This window comes from Streptomyces sp. x-19 (genome assembly GCF_046549115.1).
Lineage (GTDB): Bacteria > Actinomycetota > Actinomycetes > Streptomycetales > Streptomycetaceae > Streptomyces > Streptomyces albulus_C.
In genome coordinates this window covers 56,974-78,482 of the sequence record NZ_JAJPWK010000007.1, presented here as the reverse complement: position 1 = coordinate 78,482, position 21,509 = coordinate 56,974, and the positions used below count along the sequence as shown (strand labels likewise).

The following is a 21,509-nucleotide window of genomic DNA, read 5'->3' as shown; positions in this document are numbered from 1 at the left end:
TTGCGTCCGCCGCGAGTCTCCGTGCTACCGGTCGCCGCCGGTGCAGGACTCGTGGGTCTTGACGACGGTGAGGGTGATCGGCTGGTGCGAGAACGGGGTGCCGGCCTTGGGGTGCTGGTCGCAGACCTTCCAGCTGGCGGGCCACAGGACGTGGCGACTGGCGCCCCGGCCGTCCTTGAGCTGCACCTTGGTGTCGTAGTTGAGCTGGTGGTAGGCGGCGGCCAGTCCCTTGCCGCTGAGGTGCGGCATGGTGCCGCCGTCGGCGTGCGCCGGACCGGTCGTGAAGAGGGCGGTCAGTGCGAGACCTGCGACGACGACGAGTCGTGCGAGCGGCGTGAAGGGCGCAAGCGGTGTGAGGGACGGGAAGGGTGACGGGGGTGCAAGGGGACTGCGGGTCGACTGGGGTGCGATGCGCGCTGTGCCGAGAATGAGTGAAGTGCCCGTGATGGTGGCTTTGTTCATGTCGGGAGAACGCGCTCCGCGGGTGACTGGTCACGGCGGGGCGCCAGATGGCCGGCCGGTCGGGTGGCTGGTCGGAGTGCGGGGGACGGGTGGTTGGGGGCGGGGGAGTGGGGCGGTTCGGTGGGGGTGCGCGGCGGGGGCGGGTGGGGCTTGAACTAGGGTCGTTATCCCCTGGTGACGATCTGACTACAGCGATGTAGACATCTTCGGACGGTCTGACTAAGGTATGCCTTCGCTAACTGAGGTAAGGCATACCGGTGCGGTTGTGCGGGCCGGAGAGGACGACTATGTGGGACGACGCGTTTCCGAGCTTCTTGATCGGATTGAGGGAAGGGCTGGAAGCCGGACTCATCGTTTCGATCCTCGTCGCCACGCTCGTCCGGGCCGGGGCCAAGTCCCGTCTCCCGCAGGTGTGGACGGGCGTACTGGCCGCGATCGCGCTGGCCATGAGCTTCGGCGCGGTCCTGACATTCACCGCGGCGTCGCTCTCGGCCACCGCGCAGGAGGCGTTCGGCGGCACGCTGAGCATCATCGCGGTCGCGTTCGTCACCGCGATGGTGTTCTGGATGCGCCGCTCGGCACGCAGCCTCTCCGGTGAGATCAAGGAGAAGGTCACCGGCGCGCTTGCCATGGGCTCGGGCATGTTGATCGTCACCTCCTTCCTGGCCGTGGGCCGTGAGGGGTTGGAGACCGCGCTGTTCCTGTGGACCACGGCGCGGGCGGCGGGCGAGTCCGTCGGGCCGATGATCGGAGCCGGGGTCGGCCTGGTCATCGCGGCGGGGCTGTGCTGGGGCCTCTACCGCCGGGTGCTGAAGATCAACCTCACCAAGTTCTTCACCGCGACCGGCGCCGTGCTGATCGTCATCGCCGCCGGCGTCCTGGGGTACGGCCTGCGGGACCTCCAGGAAGGCGGGGTCCTGCCGGGCAAGGCCGCGTTCGCCTTCGACCTCAGCCAGAGCATCGACCCGAGCGCCTGGTACACCACCTTGGTGCAGGGCGTGTTCAACCTGATGCCGGCCATGACGTGGCTCCAGGTCATCGGGTACGCGGGGTACCTCGCCATCGTGATGACGCTGTTCGTCCGGGGCGTGCGGACCGCCGCGAAGCCGGCCCCGAAGCCGGCCCCGGCACCCGCGGCCCAGCCGGCCGGTGAGCAGGAGCCCGTCGCGAAGGACGGTGCGGCCGAGGTCGCTTCGGCCGGGGAAGAACCGGCTGAGGGCGAGACGGCGGACGGGGACGCCCCTGAAACGCAGCCGACGTCGCAGCCCGAGTCGGCGCCGGAGCCGGCGTCGGCCGGTGCCGGGCGGAAGCGGCCGGCCTGGCTGGTGCCGGTCGCCGTGGTGGCCGTGCCGGCCGTCGTCGCGGGCGGGATCGTGGCCTTCGGCACGTCCAAGCCGGCCGGGGCGCCGACCATCGCGGTGTCCGAGAAGGAGTGCGGCAAGGGCTTCACCGCGCCCAAGCCGGGCCGGCAGACCTTCCAGATGCAGAACACCGGCGACAAGACGTCCGAGGTGTACCTCGTCGACCCCGGGACCAACGCGGTCTACGGCGAGATCGAGGGCCTGGCCCCCGGCACCACCCGCGACCTGGTCGCCACCATCGCCGGCGGCTCGTACGCCTGGCGTTGCGTGCCCACCGGCGGCACGGCGGTCACCTCGGCCCCCGTGCGGGTCAGCGGCGGGGGCGGCGCCAAGGCCGTCGTGCCGGTCGCGGAGCAGGACCTCGCCGCGCCGCTGCGCGCCTACAAGCAGTACGTCGACCACGGCCTGGCCACGCTGACCGACCAGACCCAGAAGCTCAGCGACGACCTCGCCGCCGACGACCTGGACGCGGCCCGGACGGACTGGCTCACCGCGCACCGCACCTACTCCTCGCTGGGCGCCGCCTACGGCACGTTCGAGGACTTCGACAAGAAGATCAACGGGCGGGCCGACGGGCTGCCCGGCGGCGTGCACGACAAGGACTTCGCCGGCTTCCACCGCATCGAGTACGGCCTCTGGCACGGCGCGTCCGCGGCGGAGCTGAGCGGCCCGGCGCAGCAGCTGCACGACGACGTGGTGGGGCTGCGGAAGGCGTTCCCCACCCAGGCGTTCGACCCCGGTGACCTGCCGCTGCGGACCCACGAGATCCTGGAGAACACCCTCCAGTTCGAGCTGACCGGCGACACCGACGAGGGCAGCGGCAGCAACCTCGCCACCGCCGACGCCAACCTCGCCGGCACCCAGGAGCTCCTCAACGTCCTGCGTCCGCTGATCGCCAAGCGCGAGCCGCAGCTGCTCGCCTCCATCGAGAGCGACATCGCCCGGATGCAGAAGCTGCTGGACGACGCGCACCACGACGGAACGTGGACGCCGGTCGAGAAGCTCGACGCCACCACCCGGCAGCGACTGAACGGCATCACCGGCCAGTTGCTGGAACACCTGGCGCCGGTGCCGGACCTGCTGGAGATCCGCAAGTCCGCCTGACCCGACCCGAGGGCCCGGGGCGCCCGAACGCCGGCCGGTATCCCGCCGGACGCACCGAGCGCCCCGTCCCTCGCCCCACCCAGACACACCGCACCACACCACGCACGCTCCGAAGGGAACCCACGAGATGTCCGCCGAAACGCCCGGCCCGCAGGGCCGCTGTCCCGCCGACCGGCGCTCGTTCGTGAAGACCGCGCTGGGCGCCGGCGCGGCCGGTGCGGCGCTGGCCGGCGGCGGCTTCGCACTGAGCCAGAGCAACGCCGGCACCGCACGGGCCGCCGACACCGCCGACGCGGGGAAGGTGCCGTTCCACGGCGCCAACCAGGCGGGCATCCTCACGCCGCAGCCCACCGCCGCCGCCTTCGTCTCGCTCAACGTCATTGCGGACAACCGCAAGGAACTCACCGACCTGCTGCGGACGATCACCGAGCGGGCCCGGTTCCTGACCGCCGGCGGCGCACCGCAGGACCTCGGTGTCGGGGCCCCGCCGTCCGACAACGGCATCCTCGGCCCGGTCGTCCCGGCCGACGCGCTGACCGTCACCGTGGGCGCGGGCGCCTCGCTCTTCGACGACCGCTACGGCCTGGCGAAGGCCAAGCCGCGCAAGCTCGTCCCGATGCGGACCTTCCCCAACGACAACCTCCAGGCCGCCGAGTGCCACGGCGACCTCTCGTTGCAGATCTGCGCGGAGCGCCAGGACACCGTGCTGCACGCGCTGCGCGACATCGCCCGGCACACCCGCGGCGGCATGCAGATCAAGTGGCGCGTCGACGGCTTCCAGAACGCGCCCCGGCCCAGCGGCACCCAGCGCAACCTGCTCGGCTTCAAGGACGGGATAGCCAACCCGGACGTGAAGTCCGGGCGGGAGATGGAGCGCCTGGTGTGGGTCGGCGACGGCCACGGCGAGCCTGCCTGGGCGACCGGCGGCAGCTACCAGGTCATCCGGATCATCCGGATGCTGGTGGAGTTCTGGGACCGGGTCTCGCTGGCCGAGCAGGAGAAGATGTTCGGCCGGCGCAAGGACACCGGCGCCCCGCTGGACGGCGCGAACGAGTTCGACGTGCCCGCCTACCACAAGGACCCGCACGGCACCGCGATACCGCTGGACTCCCACATCCGGCTCGCCAACCCGCGGACCGCGAAGTCCGACGACTCCCGCATCCTGCGCCGCGGCTACAACTACGACCGAGGCGTCGACAACGTCGGCAACCTGGACATGGGCCTGGTCTTCTGCTGCTACCAGCAGGACGTCCGCCGCCAGTTCGAGGCCACCCAGGAGCGGCTGATCGACGAGCCCCTGGTGGACTACATCTCGCCGACCGGCGGCGGCTACTTCTTCGCACTGCCGGGCGTGCGGGACGCCTCGGACTGGCTCGGCCGGAGCATGCTCGCCGCCGTCTGAGCCACCCGCCGCCGACGTCCGCCGCCGACCCTCAGATCCGCAGGGTCAGCGGCGGATGCATGCCGTTGAGGTAGTGGTCGCCGATCGCGCGGAGACTGTGCGCGGCCGAACGCTGCGCGGTCAGTACGCGGGCGTTCCGCCAGAACCGGTCGAAGCCCGGGTCACCGGCGTCGGCGTCCGCGGTGGCGGTCAGTTCCAGGATGCGGGTGGTGATCTGGAGCGCCGACTGGCCGGTGACCGCCTCGGCCGCGGCGACCAGCACCGCGATGTCGGCGCGTTCGTTGACGCCCAGTTCCCGACCCATCAGCAGGCCCCGCGCCAACGCCTCGGTGGCCGGTTCCACCACGGCGGCCGCGGTGTGCGCGGCGGCGACCAGTTCGCCGTACGCCAGCAGCAGATAGGGGTCGCCGCCCGGCTGCTCCGCGTACGGGGCGGGGAGGGCGTCCGCGGCCTGCCATGTGCGCGGGGCGGCGCGGCTGAGGTCGCGGGCCTCGGCGAGCACCCCCTCGGCGATGCCCAGCGCGACGTGCACGAGGGCCAGTCGCAGGGCGAGCGGGGCCAACGTGGCGTACGCGGTCACGTGTTGTTCGTCGTGCGGGGAGGTGCCGAGGAGCTGCTCGGCCGCCACCGGCACGGAGTCGAACGTGATGCTGCCGGCGCCGGCGAGGCGCTGTCCCAGGCGGTCGTGGGCCGGGTCGGTGGTGATGCCCGGGTGGGCCGGGTCGACGAGGGCGATCAGCCAGTCATCGGTCTCGGTGCAGGCGGCACCGACGACCAGCCGGTCGGCGACGGCGACGCCGGCGGCGAACGACCGGCGGCCGTTCAGGACGTAGCCGGAGCCGTGCGGGGCGAGGGTGAGGTCGGGGCTGGTCTCCGGGGCGGGCGGTTCGGCGTCGGCCGCCGGGTTGCCGATGTCGCCGGCCAGCAGCCACTGGTCCTCCGCCACCCGGCGTTCGAGGGTGTCGGCCTGGTGGGCGGTGCCGAAGAACCGGGCGCTCCAGGTCAGGGCGTAGTGACGGGCGAGGAGTTCGCCGATCGAGCTGTCGGCGGCCGCGATCTCACGGATGACCGCACAGGCGGTGCGCCAGTCGCTGCCGCCGCGGAGCGGCCCCGGCGGGGTCAGCAGGGCCGGCAGACCGGCCTCGCGGAGCCGTGACAGCTCGTCGAAGGGCGGCTTCCCGGCCCGGTCGCGGGCCAGGGCGTCGACGGCGAGGTCGTCGGCGACCTCCCGGGTGACGCGCGGCCAGATCGCGTCCTCCGCCGGCGGGCTGGCCGGCGGGGCGGCGGGGCGTACTGCGGACCTCTTCGGCATGGCGCCGTTCACCGTCCTCGTCGGCTGGGACCGGGGCGTGGCCGTCCCGGTCGGGCTTGCCCGGCAATGCTTTCCTAGTTTTCCCACTGGATTAGTAGGGAATACGGGCATGATGCTGCCGAACTTTCGTTCCCGGCAAGGGGCGTTCAAGGGGTGGACGGATCGGGGTCGCATTTCGGACGCCCCGGCTGGGGCCGTGGACTGCGGGACCACCGTTCGGCCGGCCACAGAGGGTGCCCCGAAGGCGGTCGCGCCGGTCACGGACCCGTGAACTACGGATTCGTCCAGGAGGCCGGATCACGGGTCAACGCCAGGACCTCGTCCGGGAGTTCCGCCGACGCGACGTCGGCCAGCGACACGCCGTCGAGGATCTGCCGGACGTTGGCCCGCAGGGCGATCCACAGCGGGAGCAACGACTCGGCGGGCCCGGTGTACGACAACTCCGGCGGCCGCACGCCGCGCACCGACACCAGCGGCCCGTCCACCACCCGGATCACGTCCGCGACGCTGATCTCCTCCGGGGCCTTGGCCAGGCGGTACCCGCCCTTGCCGCCGCGCTGGCTGAGGACCAGGCCGCCGCGCCGCATGTCGTTCAGGATGCCTTCGAGGAACTTGTGTGGGATGTCCTGGGCGTCGGCGATGGCCTCCGCCTTGAGCGGGCCCCCGTCCCGGGCGTGCGCGAGTTGCAGGGCGGCGCGCACCGCGTAGTCCGCTCTGGCTGAAATCCGCATGCCGGCATTATCCCCGAGCGCACCGGGCCCGGCGCGGGCCGCCCACCCCGCCACGCTCCCACACCACCCACCGCCAGCCACCCCACCAGCTCCATCGGACCGGCGCACCACCCTTGACGCAGCCCGGTGCCGCCTCGACACTCAAGGCGGGAACCCTAGTGAACGGGTGGGAAACCATGGGGCACGCAGAGCGGGACGGCGACCGCGCGGGACGCGCGGACCGGCCGCTTCCCCTCCTCACCTCCCGCCGTCACATCGATCTGCTGCGCGTCTGCAGCGCGGCGTAGTCCCCCCACGAGGCGCCGGCGGACCGGTTCCCCTGACGCCGCGCCACCCGCCGGGCCCGGCCCCTGCCCGGCCGCACCGTGCGTCCGCCCGCCCGGGCCCGCCCGTGCGCCGCCAGGTGCCCGCCCGCACGTCCACGCACCGGACCTCGCACCCAGGGACACGTATGACCACCACCTTCGCCGCATCCGCCGCCGACCCGGCCTTCCGAGGCCGGATCGGCTCCGACGCGCGCAGCGGCCACTACCCCGTACCGCACCGCTACCGGCTCCACCTCTCCCCGTCCTGCCCGCACTGTCTGGGCATCGCCATCACCCACGGCCTGCTCGACCTCGGTGACACCCTGCCCGTGACGCAGCTGCCCGCCGTCCCCGACGCCCCGGACTGCGGCTACGCCGCGCTCCGCCCCCTCTACGAGGCCAGCGCCCACCAGTACCGCGGACCGGCCGCGGCCCCGGTGCTCAGCGACGACTGGACCGGACGGATCGTCAGCACCCACGCCCCCGACATCCTCCACGACCTGGCCGAGCGGTTCGCCGGCCCTGGCCCCGACCTGTACCCGGCGCCCGCCCGGCACGCCATCGACGCGCTGGCGCACCGCTGCGAGCAGGACATCAACCAGGCCGCCCAACAGGCCGGCTGCCTCGGCAGCGACCACCCCGGCTACGCGTCCGCCCTGGACACCCTGCTCGGCGCGCTCGCCGCACTGGAGCAACAGCTCGCCGACCGCCCCTACCTCCTGGGCTCCGAACTGACCGCAGCCGACGTCCAGTTGTGGGTGACCCTCGTCCAACTCGACACCGTCCACCGCTGGCACCTCGACGCCGCGGCGGTGCAGCGCATCGCCGGCCACCGCCACCTGTGGTCCTACGCCCGCCGACTGGCCGCTCGACCCGCCTTCGCCCGCCCCCTCGACCTGGCCGCCATCGCCCGTCGCCACCACGCCCGTTGCCTGGGCCGGGAGGCCGCCGGCGCGGCCGTGCAGATCGTGGACTGGACGACGGCCCCCACCCCCGGCCGGCACGTCACGCCGGCGCCGCACTGACCCCGACCGGCTCACGTCGCCACCCGTAGCGGCAGCGACTTCAGCCCGTTGATGAAGTTCGACACCAGCCGCGGTGGCGGTCCGGCGACCGCCACCGCGGGCAGCAGCGCGCAGGTCTCCTCGTAGAGCACCCGCAGCTGCAACCGGGCCAGGTGCGCGCCCAGGCAGACATGCGGACCGTCCCCGAACGAGACGTGCGGGTTCGGGGCCCGGCCCAGATCCAGCCGGCCGGGTTCGGCGAACACCCGCTCGTCGTGGTTGGCCGAGGCGTGGAAGACCACGACCTTCTCGCCGGCGCGGATCCGCCGGCCGGCCAGCTCCGTGTCGACCGCGGCGGTGCGGCGGAAGCTGAGCACCGGCGGGTGCCAGCGCAACAGTTCCTCCACGGCCGGGCCCATCGGCACCGCGCCGGTGCGCAGCGCCGCATAGGCGTCCGGATGCCCGGCGAGCGCCAACAGTCCGCCCGGCGCCGCACTCCGCACGGTGTCGTTGCCCGCGACGGTCAGCAGGAAGAAGAACATCTCCAGCTCGGGAACGGCCAGTTCGCGGTCGGCGGCCAGCACCGTCATCACGTCGTCGCCCGGGTGCCGCCGCTTGTGCGCGGCCAGTTCGCGGGCGAACGCGAACATCTCCCGGAGCATCGCGGGGGAGCGCGGGTCGACGGGCCGGCCGCTCGCCCCGGTCACCGCCGGGCCGGCCTCGTCCGGGTCCTGATAGCCGATGACCTGCCGGGTCCAGTCCAACAGCAGACCGCGTTCGGCGGGCGGCACGCCCAACAAGTCGGCGAGGTTGCGCAGTGCGTAGTCGTCGGTGACGGTCCCGACCAGGTCGCACACCCCGTCGGCGGCCCGAGCCGCGTCCACCGCCGAGGCCAACAGGGTGCGCGCCCGGTCCCGCACGGCGTCCTCGAAGCGGTCGACCCGGCGCGGCGTGAAGGCCCGGCTGACCAGGCGCCGCAGTCGGTTGTGCTGCGGAGGGTCCTGATTGAGCATCATGCGCCGGATGAACGGCAGGTCGGCGGGGTCGGGATCGCGGATCTGGGTGGCTCCCAGACGGGACGAGAAGGTCCGTGCGTCCTTCAACACCCGGACCACGTCCCGGTGCCTGGTCACCGCCCAGAACCCGGGGCCGGCCGGCCAACCCAGCACTTCCGGCTCGTCCTGCCAGGCCACCGGGTGGTGGTCGCGGAGCAGCCGGTACGCGTCGTGCGGCAGCCCGGCGGCGTAGCGGCGCGGATCGAAGACGTCGGGCACGTCCGGGGACCGGGCCGGCTCCCGGCCGGGCACCCGCCCGGCCCCGCCGGTGCTGCCGGTCACCCGGCCACCGGCCCGCCGCCGGCCGCCCGGTCGGCGCACCCTCCGCGCACCGCGATGACCTCGTGCGCACCCCGACCGTGCAGGGTGTGCGGCAGGACGAAGGAAGCCACGCGCTCTCCCGCTGTGTTCCGGGCCGGGCACCGCCGGCGGACGGACGACCACGACCACCCTGGCCCCGCCCGCACCGCCCCGCAAGGGTGCCCCGCCCACCGGCGTGATTTGGCATGATGCCCCGTCACCCCGCATCGAGGCATGGGAGAACCACGTGATCGAAGGAGCCGTCGGAGCATTACCGGGACTCCTGCCGGCGTTCCTCGTCCTCGCCGCGGTCCTGGGGGCGGGCGCCGCTGCGGTGGGCAAGGCGAGGGGCGCCCCGGTCGCGTTGTCCGTGCTGTGTGCGGTCTCGTTCGCCGGTGTACTCGTCGTCACGATGCTGCCGGGGGGCGGCGGATCGGGACAGGGCGGGTCCTGCGACGTCGGCCTGCCCGGATGGGCCTTCCTGGGCTCGGAGTCGGCACGGCTGAACGTCGCGCTGTTCGTCCCGCCGAGCCTCCTCGCCGTCCTGCTCTTCCGCCGCCCGGTCACGGTCCTGGCCGGATGCCTGCTCCTCTCCGGCGGCATCGAACTCCTCCAGGGGACGACCGAACTCGGCCGCGCGTGCAGCTACGACGACCTCAAGGCGAACGCTCTCGGCGGGTGCCTCGGCGTCCTCCTCGGCGTCGTCGGCCTGTGGGCCGCCCGGCGCCGCTGCCCGCTGACCCGCCGGGACGCCCTGCGCGGTGCCGCTGCGGCCGCGCTCGGCGGAGCACTGCTGGTGGGGGCGTTCGCCGTGGCCGTCGAACCGTCCGACGACGAGGCCCGGGCGCAGGCACGTCGCGTCGAGACGGGAGAACAGCAGAACTGGCTCGACGGGGCCGCCACCGACCTGTTCGGTGGCGGCAACTCGGCCATGGCGATGCGGCGGAAGCGGCTGCACGATGGCGGCTGGCGCCTGACCGTGGAAGTCGAGCGCCGCGGCTCGTTCGTCGTCCGCTGGCCGGAACGCCGGCTCGAACGCTTCGCGTGGCCGGCGGGGGACGGCCCCGCCGGTGACACCGGTGCGCTGCCCGCCGCTCGGGCCCGTGCCGCCGGCGACCGGTTCGTGCGGAAGTGGTTCCCGCAAGTGGCGGAGGCGGCCGAGGCCACGTCCCTGCCGTCGCAGGACGAACGGCGCGGTCACGTGCTGCGCTACCGGTCCACCGCGCCGGACGCCGCGGGGCCCGGGACGCTGGAGGTGCGGGTGTCGCCCACCGGCCGGGTGGTGGAACTGACGACGCACGGCGCTCCGGGGCCGGAGTCGGATCCCGCCTGAGGATCGGTGCCCCTTTTGCCTCTTACCTGCCAAATGAAAGGCGAGACGATGCCCAATGCAGCGCCAGAATGCGACTAGGCTGGGGTAGGTTTGAGCCATGAGTGAGGGTCAGCTCGACAGTGTTGAGGCTTTGCTGGAAGAAGCGCGGCTCATGGCGCGCACGCCGGAGCCCGCGGAACGATTGCGGCTGCGTGAGGCGGCGGGGTTGTCGCGGGCTCAGGTGGCGGCCGCGGTCGGGGTGGGCCGGCAGACCGTCGCCAACTGGGAGTCCGGCGAGACGGACCCGCAGCCGCCCGGGCGCGTGAAGTATCTGCGGCTGCTGGAGGGACTCGCCCAGATTCACCCGGCACCGGCCCGGTCAGCAGTGCAGGATCCGGAGCCCGCGGCCGTCACCCAGCCCGCGCCCGGTGCCGCGGTGGCGCCGGACTTCGCGGCCCAGACCGCCTGGCGGTCGGACGGCCTGGCCGTCCAGGGCGAGCCCGGTCCGTGCGTCCGCTGTGGTGTGCCGACGCCCTTCCAGTCCACCGACGGCCGCCCGCTGCACGCCGGCGCCATGTGCCAGCCCCCGGCCGTCAACCCGCAGGCCAGCGCCCCCGCGCCGACCGCCCTACCGCCCCAGGCAGCCGTCGTCCAGGCAGTCGTCGCCCAGGCTCCGGTCGCGAGCCCCCGGACGGTGCCGGCCCCCAGCCCCACCCCTGTGCGGGTGCCGTCGCGGCCGCAACGTCGCGCCCAGTCCTCGGCCCGTGCGCAGGCCGAGACCAACACGCTGATCGCCGGCGCCGTGCATGAGGAGCTGGAGCGTGCCGAGGGCGATGCGGATGCGGCGTTGCAGGCGTTGGTGAAGCGGGCGATTCCGGATGTGATGCGGTTGTTCGAGGAGACGCGGGCGACGGCGCGGTACCAGTACACGGCGTATCCGTCGCTGCCGGACATCTTGCACAAGCCCTCGAAGCGGGAGCCGGACCAGATCTGGGAGGCCCGCCCCAACTTCCACCACCCCCACTACTCCCTCAAGGCCCCCGGTGACGTCCACGTCACTGCCCTGGACGCCAACGCTGCCTACCTGTCCGCCCTCAAGTGCTGGCTTCCGATCGGCAAGTTGGAGCACCACGCCTGCGCCGACGGCGTCGATCCCAAGCGCGCGGGCGTCCACCTCGTCACCCCCGCACCGTGGCAGCATCCCCACCTGCCCGACCCGCTCGGCGACCGTGAAGAGCCCGGCGCCCTGTGGATCACCGATGCGACGTTGCGTCTGCTGCTGCGCCTGTCGGGCCCGAAGTACGCTCTGATCGAGGCGCCGGTGGTGCACGAGTCGTGGACGTCGGGTGCGACGGAGAACTTCCTCGACGCCCTGCGCAAGGTCCTGGCCGCCGCCCGGGAGACGGCCCTGGCCGAGGACGACTCGATCACCGAGGGGTACGTGAAGGCGATGTACTCGAAGTTCATCTCGACGATGGGGGAGTCGATCCACAACCGCGAGATCCAGCGCCCGGACTGGATGCACATCATCCACAGTCAGGCGTACGCCAACCTGTGGGGCAAGGCGTACAAGGCCCACCAGGCGGGGCTGGAGGTCATCGCGATGATGGGTACCGACGAACTCCATCTCGCCGGTGACTGGCGGCAGGTCTTCACCGAGGGGCGCGGCCTGGCCCAGATGAAGATCAAGCACAGCGACGCCAAAGCCTCCGGTGAGTACACCGTCGGCCGGGTGGCCCGCTGATGGCGCTGGATGCGCGGTGGCGCCGGATCGGTCACTACGGCGCACGGGCCCTGCCCGGCTGGGTCTGCACCGCCGAAGGCATCGACCGCATGGTCACCGGCGTCGAGTCCCCGGTCACCTCCGAGCGTGGCCTGTCCGCCCGCCTGCGGTACCTGACCGCCTCCGACGCGGGCTACGAGGCGATGGACCGGGCCGGCATCCACGTCCGCCCCCGCACTCTCATGGCGTGGCTGGCCGAGGAACGCATGCCCAGCAAGGCGAACCTCGCGCGCCTGGACGTGGCGTATTGGGACTTGCGGCGTCGCAACGTGGTCGCCGACCTCAAACGTCGTCTTACCAACCGCGGCCGCGGTACCCGCGTCGAGATCGATCCCGCCGACCAGTCGCAGGTGGATCCGCGTCACCGGCGCGAGGTGGAGACGCGTTCGATCAATGTCCGTGGGCTGATCTGGGATCGGGCGGTGGATGCGTGGATCGCGCACGACGCGCGGGAGCTCGAAGCGATCTGGGACGAGATCATCCAAGGCGGCCTCGGCACCGACTGGGACGCCTACACCTACGTCTCCTCCGTCGGCTGGGCCGCCTGACCACCACGCCACCGGACCTGCGACGCCGTTCTCCGCCTCGGCCTGCCGGTCGGTGTCAGGCGATGACTGCGACCGCCTCCACCTCGACCAGGTGCTCCGGGACGTCCAGTGCTGCCACGCCCAGCAGGGTGGCCGGCGCGACCGGAGTGCACCCCAACGTCTCGCCGGCCCGGGCGATCCCCGCCAGGAGCAGGGGCATCTTGTCGGGGGTCCAATCCACCACGTGGACGGTCAGCTTGGCCACGTCCTCGAAGGACGTGCCGGCCGCGGCCAGGGCGGTGCCGACGTTGAGGTAGCACTGCTCGGCCTGGGCGGCGAGATCGCCTTCGCCGACCGTGACGCCCCGGGCGTCCCAGGCGACCTGTCCGGCGACCCACACCAGTCTCGATCCGGACGCGATCGACACCTGCCGGTAGGCGTCGATCTCGGGTAGTCCGTCGGGGTTCACCAGGGTGATGGCCATGCTGTTGCCTCCTCGTCGCACGAGACCTGTTGGTCTCTAGTGGTTACTCGGGCACCGTAGGAGAGTGACTCCTGACGTGGGAGAACGCACTTTTCGGTGACGGGGGAACCTCGTGGTGACCAAGCAGGTCAAGGGCTCGTTCGGCGGCGCGGCGGACCTGACGCGTCCGAGCATCGGCGTGACTGCGAACAGGCGGACCTCTGGCCCATTCGTGACGGACTTATGACATTTGTCGGCCCGGTGGAAGGGGAGGAATGGAGGTGACCAGGGTCCGGCGGATCACCCGTCAACCGCCGAGCGAAAGTGGAGTGTTCATGATGCGTACCCGTGGGAAGATCGTCGTCACCGCAGCCGCCGTCGCGCTGGTGGGCGCGGTGGGAGTGGGCGGGGGAGTGGCGCAGGCTTCGTCCCCGACGGCCGCGGCGGCCGGCAAGGGGATGCCCTCCGCGTGCCGTCCCGCGAACCACACCGCCAAGATCACCCCGGCTCCCGCCACTTCCGGGCACCACCACTACCGCGTCACGCTGACCGCGGCGCCCGGCTACGACCCGTGCGGGTTGGCCGGTTCGCCGATCGACGTGCGCTTCTACCACCACGGTGTCCTCAGGGGCGTCACCGCCGGCCACTACGGCCCGCAGGGCACGGTGGTGACCTTCGGCCCGGGGCACCCGGTGCACTTCGACATCCAGGTGCCCAACAGCGCCGGCGGCACCCCCGCCGACGAGGCGACCTTCACGCTGAAGGTCCCCGGAGGCGTGATCCCCGGTGAGTCCAGCGCCAACGGCCGGCTCACCGTCGACGCCGGCACCGTCATCGGCCCGGTCCGGCCCGGCGCGTAGTCCCGCCCGGCGCGTCGAGCCGAACTCGTAGGCTCGGCGCATGACGTGGACCGAGTCCGAGTACCTGGAGACCCTGCACGGCGAGCGGCGTCGCTACGCGTGGGTGATGCGGCGGCACGGCGCGCTGGCCGACGTGGAGGCCCGGGAGGCGGCCCTGCGGAACTATCCGTACGAGCCGAGCGACGCTCCGTACCGCGGTCTCGTCTTCCACGACGAGGCGTGGCACTGGGCGATGTCGGCGATCCACGGTGAGCGGTATCCGGTCGAGCATCCCGCGTTGCGCCAGCCGTCGCCTGCGTACCTGGCCCTTGACTGACCGGCGGGCAGCGCGGGTTCCGCCGGGCCCTGGGCGCGCGGGGCAGGTCCGCGGAGCGGTCAGCCGGTCCTTCGTTCGGCGGTCGCGCACGCGGTGGCCGGCGGCCTGCTCCCGGGCCGTCGGGCTTTTCCGGCAGACTGCTGCGATGGACGTCTACGCATCCCTCGCCGACATGGTCGGGAACACCCCGCTGGTCCGCCTCAACCGCATCACCGTGGGCCTTGCCGTGCCGGTCTACGCGAAGTTGGAGTACGTCAACCCGGGCGGGAGCGTCAAGGACCGCATCGCCCTGTCCATGGTGCGGGCCGCCGAGGACGCCGGACTGCTGCGACCGGGCGGCACCATCGTGGAGGCGACCTCGGGCAACACCGGGGTGGGCCTGGCCATGGTGGCGGCGCAGCGCGGCTACCGCTGCGTGTTCACCCTGCCGGAGAAGAGCAGCGCCGAGAAGGTGGCGGTGTTGCGCGCCTACGGTGCCGAGGTGGTGGTCTGCCCCGGCGACGTGCCCCGCGAGCATCCCGACCACCCCAGGGCGGCGGCGGAGCGGTTCGCCCGGACCACGCCCGGCGCGTGGTTGGCCGACCAGTACAACAATCCCGCCAACCCCTGCGCGCACCGCGGCAGTACCGGTCCGGAGCTGTGGCGGCAGACGGAGGGACGGATCACGCACCTGGTGTCGGGCGTCGGCACCGGCGGCACGATCAGCGGCACGGGCGGCTACCTCAAAGAGGTGAGCGACGGCCGGGTCCGGGTGATCGGCGCCGACCCGGAGGCGTCCGTGTACTCCGGCGGGCCCGGCACCGCCTACGCGGTGGAGAGCATCGGTCTGTTCCGCCACCCCGAGACGGTGGACGACTCCTGGCCGGAGTCGTTCCACACCGATGTGGTGGACCGGTTCGAGCGGATCAGCGACCGCGACTCGTTGTTGACCGCCCGCCGACTGGCCCGTGAGGAGGGACTGTTGGTGGGTGCGTCGGCCGGTACCGCGGTGGCCGCGGCCCTCCGGGTCGCCGTCGGGCTCGGTCCGGACGACCTGGTGGTCGTGGTGATTCCGGACTCCGGCCGCAACTACCTGAGCAAGGTCTTCGACGACGGGTGGCTGCGCGAGCAGCTCGGCGACGACGCGACCGTCGGCGGGGCGTAGGGCGGGTCCGACGCGTCGCGCGGGCGGTCGTCCGCGCCGAGGATCGGCCCGCGGGCGCGGAGCCCGGCGGCCCCGGCAGGGGGTGTTCGGACGGCCCGATGGGTGTGCGGGCCGCCCGAACACGGGGTGGCTAGACGCCGGACGGGGCGAGTTCCCGCTCGCGATCGGTCTCGCGGGCAGCGAAGGGGCACTGCCAGTCGGCGGGCTTGGGGCGTCCGGAGTAGCGGCGGGTCTCGGAGAGTTCCTCGTACTCCGTCAGGTTGGGATTGATGTCGCCCTGCAGCTTGATGTCCTGCTTGCGTATCTTCTCCGCGAGCCGGTCCCACATGCCGGCGCCCTTGATGTGGGCGAACTGCTCGTGGGAGTTGAAGGCCAGCATCGGGAAGGGAGGACGGCGGCCCCACCGGCGGTGGGTCTCGTGCAGGCCGATCACGAAGAACGGATGGCCGGCGACGCTGTAGGCGAACTCCTTGGCCTGCGGGTCCGACGCGTAGCCGTCGGCCCAGCGATGGGTCTCGGCGTCCGTCTCGTGCAGTAGTTGCAGATGTTCCCAGAGGAGTTCCTCGAACCGCAGCTCATCCACCCCCCTCGGTCGCTCGAAGGTCGCGATGAAGCTCGTGAACGAGCGGGCGCTCCAGTTCGCCCCGTCCACGAACTCCGCAAGGTCGAGCGCCATCAGCCGAGCCGATTCGGCGCCCCCCAGCAGGTCATAGTGCCGGTGTGTGATGCCGCCCTGGCGCCAGGCGGAGCGTCCCGCCAGGCAGGCGAACCGGTCGCCCAGGATGAACTGCTCGACCTGCTCACGCGCATCCGACGTCATGGCCAGCCTTCCTTCCACCAACGTGCCTCCTCGTAAGGGAGATCATCTCCTTCAGGCATCCGAAAGCGCCCACCCCACAGCGGCCGGAACCGGTCCACGGCAGCAGGCATCGCGGCTGCGCGGACCGGACCCGGTTCGCGGAGAACGGGGAAGGTCGCTGAGTGATTGTGACCGCCGAGGGCCGCTCGGCGAAATCCCCTCCGCGACTCCGTCGCGACGAATTCCTCACATCGCCGGACGGACACGGGCATTTTGCCGACCGATTCCTCGGCGAGGGGCGTCACGGGCCGCCGACGCAGGCCGTCCGGCGAGCATCGCAGTGCAGCGGGCCGCCCCTTCGGAGGGTCCGTCGCGGCCTGGCACTCGGGGCGCGACCAGCAATTTTCCCCCTTTCTCGCCCGATGACGGATGTGGTGGGGGCGGGCCGGTCCCATTGCCGTTGAGGTGGCGGAAGCCGGCGGCTCGGGCGTAGCGACGAGCCCTGCGGGGAAGCCGACGTCCCCTCCCCCCCCCGCCGCGCGCGACACGAGGAACGGGGATGCGCGGCGGCTGCCGGCCCTGGCAGGCTGCGTGCATGCCGCTCGTTGACGTGTCGCCCGGAGTGTCCCTCGCCCATGAGACCTTCGGTGATCCCCGTGACGCCCCCGTTCTGCTCGTGATGGGTTTCGGCGCCCAGATGATCGCCTGGCACGAGGACCTCTGCCGCGCGCTCGCGGACCGCGGGCGCTACGTGATCCGGTACGACAACCGCGACTGCGGGCTGTCCACGAAGTTCGACGAGCACCCCGTCGACATGGGTCGGTTCATCGCGGCGGTGAGCTCGGGAGACCTCCCCTCCGCCCTGGCGATGGTGCCCTACCGGCTCCAGGACATGGCTGACGACGGCCTGGGCCTGCTCACCGCGCTCGGCATCGAGCGGGCGCACGTGGTGGGCGCCTCCATGGGCGGGATGATCGCCCAGACGATGGCCATCAGCCATCCGGAGCGGGTACTGACGCTGACGTCCATGATGTCCTCGACCGGCGAAGGCGCGTACGGCCAGCCCACCCCGGAAGCGCAGGCGGTGCTCTTCAGCCCGAAGCCGGCGGACCGCGAGGGGTACGTCGCGGCGGCGGACCGGGAACTGGTGTGGGCCTCCAAGCGCTACGGTGACGTCGCGGCCCTGCGTGAGCTGGCGGCGCTCAGCTACGACCGCTCCCACTACCCCGCCGGGATCGGGCGTCAGCTCGGCGCGATGATCCTCAGCGGTTCACGGGCGGACGCGCTCCGGGAGCTGCGGGTGCCGACGCTGGTCCTGCACGGACTGGACGACACGCTGATCGATCCCAGCGGCGGGCGACGCACCGCGGACCTGGTGCCCGGGGCCGAGCTGCGGCTGATCCCCGACATGGGGCACGACCGCCCGCGCGCACTCTGGCCGCAGCTCCTCGACGCCCTGGAGCACCACACGAGCTGACGGTCGAGAGGGGAACGGCGGGCCGCCCTCGACCGGTTGGGGCCGTGGCGGGAGGCGAGCGGGGCCCGCCCATCAGCGAGGTCATCGTCATGTCATCGCCGTTTCATCGGTGCTGGCTAGCGTCGACGCGCGTCGGGAACGGCGTCGGCGGTTCCAGGCGCGCACCTCGCCGGCACCGGCGGCGACCGACGGCCAGCCAGGATGCGACGGCACGTCCAGTGCCTCCGCAGCCCGCCGTTCACGTGATCGGGAATCCCAACTACCCCCCCCGGCAAGGACAGTGGCGCCGAGGGCAGCTCCTCGTACCCGTCAGTTGGCTCTGAAAGGCATCGATGCAATGACACGTCCATCGGACGAGCGGGACGCGACGGTCGGCGGGCACTCCCGCCGCAAGCTCCTCAAGATCGGTATCGGCGCCGCGGTGGGGGCCGGGGTCATCGGTTCGACCGCCGGCGTGGCGCGGGCCGGTGGGCCCAACGATCCCTCCAGCCCGACCATCGCCTACAAGGTGAAGAACCTCAGCGGGCCGGCCGAGACCGGTCCGTTCGCCTCGCCGTGGACGGACCTCGGCATCCCCGTGCGCTGTCCGAACGGCACCATGCTGTTCGTCGGTGGCGACACGTTCAACGGCGACCACGTCCCGCAGCCCGGCGAGCCCGCCGACGACTGGCGGGCCCCGGTCGGCCTGCGCTCCAACAGCGCGGACCTGAACAACCTGCGCATCGACGGCAGCGTCGGCGGCGGCCACGCCAACAGCCTTGTCGACGAGCCGCACAACCCGGTCGGTGACAAGGCCACCACGGCGATCCCCTCCGACGTGTTCGTCGTCGACGGCGTCATGTACATGCACCTCATGCGCGGCGTCATCTACGACACCCACCACACGGACTTCTGGCGCTCCACCGACAACGGCGAGACCTGGCAATACCTGTGCCAGTGGCCCGCCGACCTGCACGGCGGCCAGTTCCAGCAGAAGACCTACGCGGTGGCCGACGACGGCTTCTGCTACGTGCTGTCCACGGTCTTCAACCGCGAGGTGGAGTCGGGGATGCTCCTGCACCGCGTGCGGAAGGACAGCCTCGGCAACCCCGGCGCCTACGAGCCGTGGGGCTACGCCGACGGCGCCTGGCGGTGGGGCGCGCCTCCGACCACCGTCTTCGGCGTCCGCAAGTGGGGCGAGATCTGCTTCCGCGCGATGGACGGCAAGTACGTCCTCACCTGGCTGAACATGAACGCCCTGTCGATCCGGGCGATGGTCTTCCCGCTCCCGACGTCCGACCTGACCAGGACGCTGGAGCAGACCATGATCCTGCCCGGCGCTCCGGGCCAGGAGGTGGGCAACCTCGTCGCCAGCCCGTACGGCGGATTCGTCGTCCCCGGTTCGACGTTCGGCGACTTCCACATCGTCGTCAGCCAGTGGTACGACCCGAGGAACTACCGGTTCATGCAGTACAAGGTGCACATGCTGTCCTGAACTTGGGCGTCCCGTGCGGGCCCCGCCCTCGGGCCGGGCCCGCACGGGACGCCGGCCTCACGTCGCGATCCGCAGGGCGCGCGGGGGCCGGGGCGCTGGTGCGGGGAGGCGGAGCGGCGTGCGGCCCGGGGTGATGCTTCCGAGGAGGGTGGCCCGTCGGGCGCCGGTGCCGGCGGGCACGGTGCCGGGCAGCCCGTGGAAGGTGAGGAAGCCCAGGACGGCGAAGGCCAGCGCCTCCTTGGCCATGGCGGGCAGGCCGAGCGCGTCGCTCGGACGCAGCGGCACGTCGGGAAGTTCCTCGGCGAGCATCCGCATGAGGGTCGGATTGCGGGTCCCGCCACCGGAGACGATCAGTTCGGTGACGCGGTGGGCGCGGCAGGCGTCGCCGACGGTGACGGCGGTCAGCCGGGTCAGGGTGGCCAGGACGTCGGCGGTGTCGAGTCCCGGCGTGGTGTGCAGCGTTCGCCGGAGGTAGGGCAGGTGGAAGTGCTCCTTGCCGGTGGTCTTGGGGGCGGGCCGGCGGTAGTACGGGTCGGCCAGCAGTCGGCGCAGCAGGTCGGGGTCGGTCCGGCCGGCGGCGGCCCGGTGTCCGTCCCGGTCGTAGTGGGCTGCGCCGCCGGTGAAGTGGTGGACGGCGGCGTCCAGGAGCGCGTTGGCCGGGCCGGTGTCGAAGGCCAGCGGCGCGGCGTCGGGGGCGACGACGGTGATGTTGGCGATGCCTCCGAGGTTGAGCGCCGCCGGTGTGCCGGGGAGCGCCCGCAGCAGGAGGGCGTCCGCCATGCTGACCAGCGGGGCGCCCTGTCCGCCGGCGGCCACGTCCCGGTTGCGGAGGTCGGAGACGACGGGCAGGCCGGTGCGTTCGGCGATCCAGGCGGGTTGGCCGAGTTGGAGCGTGCCGCGGACGGTTCCGTCCTCAACCCAGTGGTAGAGCGTCTGGCCGTGGGAGACGACGAGGTCGGCGGCGTCGGCGCACAGCTCGTGCCGGGCGCGGTCGGCGGCGTCGGCGAAGGCGTGGCCGATGCCGGTGTCCAGGGCGCAGACGTCCCGTGCGGTGGTGGTGGCCGGGGGCAGCGTGGCGGCGATGAGGTTCCGCAGGTCGTCCGGGTACGGGACGGAGAGGTGTCCGAGGGGGCGCAGGCGAAGGGTGTCGCCGTGCAGGGTGAGGTCTGCGGCGGCGGCCTCGATGGCGTCGTGGGAGGTGCCGGACATCAGACCGATCACGCGCAGGGTGTCGCCGGGTGCGCGGGCCGCGGTGCGGGCGGGGCGGGAGGGCGGCATGGGGCCTTCCTGTCGTCGAGGGGGGACGGAGCGGTGCGGGGCGGTGGCCGTCGGTGGCGGCGCGGGTCTTCCTCAGCATGCCGTCAACGAGGGGGAGTTGCGCCCGGGGACGGGCAGCGGCGGGGGCCCGTCCTGCCGGCCGGCACGGTCCGCTCCGGGGCGGCCTGACCCGATCGCCGTGCGGCGCACCTGCGCGAACGCGGGGCCGGGCGCGGGCGCCGGCACCGGCCGCCCGGGCGAGCGGAAGCCACCTGAAGGGATCTTCAGGTGGCTTCAGTTGGGCTTCAGGTGGGTTCGGCCACTGTGGTGGCACAGCGTTCGACAGCGCCGGCCCCGGACGACCGGGGTCGCGCCCCACCATCGGAGGAGAACCCATGAAGCGCCACCTCGTCATCGCCACCGCCGCCGCGGTAGCCCTGCTGGCCGGTGGCACGGTCACCGCCGTCGCGGTCAGCGGTGACGGCTCCGGCGGCAGCGCTCCGGCGGCGGCGCCGGCCGCCGGGCACGGCCGCCCGGACGTCGAGGACCTCCAGGAGGCCCGCGCGGTCCGGGTGACCGCCGCCCAGGCCGCCTCCGCCGCCCTCCAGGCCGTCCCGGGCAAGGTCTCCGACCTGGATCTGGACCGCGATCGTCCGGGCCTGGTGTGGGACGTGGACGTGCTGGGCGACGACGGCCGGTGGCACGAGATCACCCTCGACGCGCGCACGGCCCGGGTGGTGAGCCAGCGCGTCGACCGCGGGGACGACGACGATCACGCGCGGGAACGCGCCACCCTGGTCGGTGCCCGGACGGGCGCCGTCGACGCGGTCCGGAAGGCCGCCGCCGGGCACGGCACGGTGACCTCAGTGGAGTTGGCCGACGACCACGGCGCCACGCCGGTGTGGGAGGTCGAGACCGTCACCAGCGACGGCACGGAGCACGAGCTGCTCGTCGACCCGCACACCGGCGCCCTGCGCACCGTCTCCCCGCGTGCCGCGGACGACGACCACGACGACCACGACGGCGGTGACGACTGAGCCGGCGGCACCGGTGGGCCGGGG

18 protein-coding genes and 1 pseudogene are annotated in these 21,509 nt (G+C 72.7%); 12 read left to right on the top strand and 7 right to left on the bottom strand.

Features of this window, described 5'->3' with window-relative positions:
• Positions 1–24: 24 nt before the first annotated feature.
• A complete protein-coding gene (locus tag ACLJT4_RS19185; RefSeq protein WP_411123478.1) occupies positions 25–249 on the bottom strand; it encodes a hypothetical protein in 225 nt (74 codons plus the stop codon).
• A 500-nt stretch (positions 250–749) separates the two neighbouring features.
• Here ACLJT4_RS19185 and efeU point away from each other — a divergent pair, with 500 nt between their 5' ends.
• Together efeU and efeB are read left to right on the top strand one after the other, a co-directional pair.
• On the top strand, positions 750–2,927 hold the full coding sequence (gene efeU, locus ACLJT4_RS19180) for an iron uptake transporter permease EfeU (RefSeq protein ID WP_411123477.1): 2,178 nt from the start codon (positions 750–752) through the stop codon (positions 2,925–2,927).
• A gap of 127 nt (positions 2,928–3,054) precedes the next feature.
• Positions 3,055–4,329, top strand: coding sequence for an iron uptake transporter deferrochelatase/peroxidase subunit (gene efeB / locus ACLJT4_RS19175; protein WP_411123476.1), 1,275 nt, complete (start codon positions 3,055–3,057; stop codon positions 4,327–4,329).
• Positions 4,330–4,360: 31 nt separating this feature from the next.
• On the opposite strand, the gene ACLJT4_RS19170 is transcribed toward efeB, so the two are convergent.
• Both ACLJT4_RS19170 and ACLJT4_RS19165 read right to left on the bottom strand, forming a co-directional pair.
• Positions 4,361–5,641, bottom strand: a complete 1,281-nt coding sequence (locus tag ACLJT4_RS19170; protein ID WP_411123475.1) for an acyl-CoA dehydrogenase — start codon at positions 5,639–5,641, stop codon at positions 4,361–4,363.
• 272 nt (positions 5,642–5,913) lie between these two features.
• Entirely contained in the window at positions 5,914–6,372 is a 459-nt protein-coding gene (locus tag ACLJT4_RS19165; RefSeq protein ID WP_411123474.1) for an RrF2 family transcriptional regulator, read from the bottom strand.
• A gap of 451 nt (positions 6,373–6,823) precedes the next feature.
• Here ACLJT4_RS19165 and ACLJT4_RS19160 point away from each other — a divergent pair, with 451 nt between their 5' ends.
• Complete coding sequence (locus tag ACLJT4_RS19160; protein ID WP_411123473.1) at positions 6,824–7,702, top strand: glutathione S-transferase C-terminal domain-containing protein; 879 nt, start codon at positions 6,824–6,826, stop codon at positions 7,700–7,702.
• A gap of 11 nt (positions 7,703–7,713) precedes the next feature.
• Here ACLJT4_RS19160 and ACLJT4_RS19155 read toward each other — a convergent pair whose 3' ends face one another.
• The gene (locus ACLJT4_RS19155) at positions 7,714–9,018 is read right to left on the bottom strand and encodes a cytochrome P450 (RefSeq protein WP_411123472.1); all 1,305 of its coding nucleotides are present in this window, start codon (positions 9,016–9,018) and stop codon (positions 7,714–7,716) included.
• Between the two features lie 265 nt (positions 9,019–9,283).
• On the opposite strand from ACLJT4_RS19155, the gene ACLJT4_RS19150 reads away from it, so the two are divergent.
• The 3 genes from ACLJT4_RS19150 (at position 9,284) to ACLJT4_RS19140 (ending at position 12,679) form a co-directional block, all read left to right on the top strand.
• Complete coding sequence (locus tag ACLJT4_RS19150; RefSeq protein WP_411123471.1) at positions 9,284–10,369, top strand: VanZ family protein; 1,086 nt, start codon at positions 9,284–9,286, stop codon at positions 10,367–10,369.
• 97 nt (positions 10,370–10,466) lie between these two features.
• The gene (locus tag ACLJT4_RS19145) at positions 10,467–12,092 is read left to right on the top strand and encodes a helix-turn-helix domain-containing protein (RefSeq protein WP_411123470.1); all 1,626 of its coding nucleotides are present in this window, start codon (positions 10,467–10,469) and stop codon (positions 12,090–12,092) included.
• Complete coding sequence (locus ACLJT4_RS19140; RefSeq protein WP_411123469.1) at positions 12,092–12,679, top strand: transcriptional regulator; 588 nt, start codon at positions 12,092–12,094, stop codon at positions 12,677–12,679. The genes ACLJT4_RS19145 and ACLJT4_RS19140 overlap by 1 nt, the downstream gene beginning before the upstream one ends.
• Before the next feature lie 55 nt (positions 12,680–12,734).
• Here ACLJT4_RS19140 and ACLJT4_RS19135 read toward each other — a convergent pair whose 3' ends face one another.
• Positions 12,735–13,142, bottom strand: a complete 408-nt coding sequence (locus ACLJT4_RS19135) for a RidA family protein (protein WP_411123468.1) — start codon at positions 13,140–13,142, stop codon at positions 12,735–12,737.
• A 314-nt stretch (positions 13,143–13,456) separates the two neighbouring features.
• Here ACLJT4_RS19135 and ACLJT4_RS19130 point away from each other — a divergent pair, with 314 nt between their 5' ends.
• The 3 genes and pseudogenes from ACLJT4_RS19130 to ACLJT4_RS19120 all read left to right on the top strand — a co-directional run.
• Positions 13,457–13,981 carry a DUF4232 domain-containing protein gene (locus ACLJT4_RS19130; RefSeq protein WP_411123467.1) on the top strand — a complete coding sequence of 175 codons (525 nt, stop codon included), beginning with the start codon at positions 13,457–13,459 and terminating at the stop codon, positions 13,979–13,981.
• Between the two features lie 40 nt (positions 13,982–14,021).
• The gene (locus ACLJT4_RS19125; protein ID WP_411123466.1) at positions 14,022–14,297 is read left to right on the top strand and encodes a hypothetical protein; all 276 of its coding nucleotides are present in this window, start codon (positions 14,022–14,024) and stop codon (positions 14,295–14,297) included.
• Positions 14,298–14,442: 145 nt separating this feature from the next.
• Positions 14,443–15,405 (top strand): annotated as a pseudogene (locus ACLJT4_RS19120) (PLP-dependent cysteine synthase family protein); the annotation flags it as partial.
• 166 nt (positions 15,406–15,571) lie between these two features.
• On the opposite strand, the gene gntA reads toward ACLJT4_RS19120, so the two are convergent.
• Complete coding sequence (gene gntA / locus ACLJT4_RS19115; protein WP_411123465.1) at positions 15,572–16,261, bottom strand: guanitoxin biosynthesis heme-dependent pre-guanitoxin N-hydroxylase GntA; 690 nt, start codon at positions 16,259–16,261, stop codon at positions 15,572–15,574.
• A gap of 574 nt (positions 16,262–16,835) precedes the next feature.
• Between gntA and ACLJT4_RS19110 the strand changes: the two genes are divergently transcribed.
• Positions 16,836–17,717, top strand: a complete 882-nt coding sequence (locus ACLJT4_RS19110; RefSeq protein WP_411123464.1) for an alpha/beta fold hydrolase — start codon at positions 16,836–16,838, stop codon at positions 17,715–17,717.
• A gap of 337 nt (positions 17,718–18,054) precedes the next feature.
• A complete protein-coding gene (locus ACLJT4_RS19105) occupies positions 18,055–19,191 on the top strand; it encodes a DUF4185 domain-containing protein (protein WP_038524451.1) in 1,137 nt (378 codons plus the stop codon).
• Positions 19,192–19,248: 57 nt separating this feature from the next.
• On the opposite strand, the gene ACLJT4_RS19100 is transcribed toward ACLJT4_RS19105, so the two are convergent.
• Entirely contained in the window at positions 19,249–20,418 is a 1,170-nt protein-coding gene (locus ACLJT4_RS19100; RefSeq protein WP_411123779.1) for an anhydro-N-acetylmuramic acid kinase, read from the bottom strand.
• Positions 20,419–20,843: 425 nt separating this feature from the next.
• Between ACLJT4_RS19100 and ACLJT4_RS19095 the strand changes: the two genes are divergently transcribed.
• Entirely contained in the window at positions 20,844–21,485 is a 642-nt protein-coding gene (locus tag ACLJT4_RS19095) for a PepSY domain-containing protein (RefSeq protein WP_411123463.1), read from the top strand.
• The last annotated feature ends 24 nt before the right edge of the window (positions 21,486–21,509 follow it).

Bases quoted from the DNA above. Each gene is read 5' to 3' on its own strand.
- ACLJT4_RS19170 (WP_411123475.1), bottom strand. From the start codon at position 5,641: ATGCCGAAGAGGTCCGCAGTACGCCCCGCCGCCCCGCCGGCCAGCCCG.
- ACLJT4_RS19160 (WP_411123473.1), top strand. From the start codon at position 6,824: ATGACCACCACCTTCGCCGCATCCGCCGCCGACCCGGCCTTCCGAGGC.
- ACLJT4_RS19140 (WP_411123469.1), top strand. From the start codon at position 12,092: ATGGCGCTGGATGCGCGGTGGCGCCGGATCGGTCACTACGGCGCACGG.
- ACLJT4_RS19135 (WP_411123468.1), bottom strand. From the start codon at position 13,142: ATGGCCATCACCCTGGTGAACCCCGACGGACTACCCGAGATCGACGCC.
- ACLJT4_RS19105 (WP_038524451.1), top strand. From the start codon at position 18,055: ATGACACGTCCATCGGACGAGCGGGACGCGACGGTCGGCGGGCACTCC.
- ACLJT4_RS19145 (WP_411123470.1), top strand. From the start codon at position 10,467: ATGAGTGAGGGTCAGCTCGACAGTGTTGAGGCTTTGCTGGAAGAAGCG.
- gntA (WP_411123465.1), bottom strand. From the start codon at position 16,261: ATGACGTCGGATGCGCGTGAGCAGGTCGAGCAGTTCATCCTGGGCGAC.
- ACLJT4_RS19165 (WP_411123474.1), bottom strand. From the start codon at position 6,372: ATGCGGATTTCAGCCAGAGCGGACTACGCGGTGCGCGCCGCCCTGCAA.
- ACLJT4_RS19095 (WP_411123463.1), top strand. From the start codon at position 20,844: ATGAAGCGCCACCTCGTCATCGCCACCGCCGCCGCGGTAGCCCTGCTG.
- efeU (WP_411123477.1), top strand. From the start codon at position 750: ATGTGGGACGACGCGTTTCCGAGCTTCTTGATCGGATTGAGGGAAGGG.
- ACLJT4_RS19125 (WP_411123466.1), top strand. From the start codon at position 14,022: ATGACGTGGACCGAGTCCGAGTACCTGGAGACCCTGCACGGCGAGCGG.
- ACLJT4_RS19110 (WP_411123464.1), top strand. From the start codon at position 16,836: ATGCCGCTCGTTGACGTGTCGCCCGGAGTGTCCCTCGCCCATGAGACC.
- ACLJT4_RS19185 (WP_411123478.1), bottom strand. From the start codon at position 249: ATGCCGCACCTCAGCGGCAAGGGACTGGCCGCCGCCTACCACCAGCTC.
- ACLJT4_RS19130 (WP_411123467.1), top strand. From the start codon at position 13,457: ATGATGCGTACCCGTGGGAAGATCGTCGTCACCGCAGCCGCCGTCGCG.
- efeB (WP_411123476.1), top strand. From the start codon at position 3,055: ATGTCCGCCGAAACGCCCGGCCCGCAGGGCCGCTGTCCCGCCGACCGG.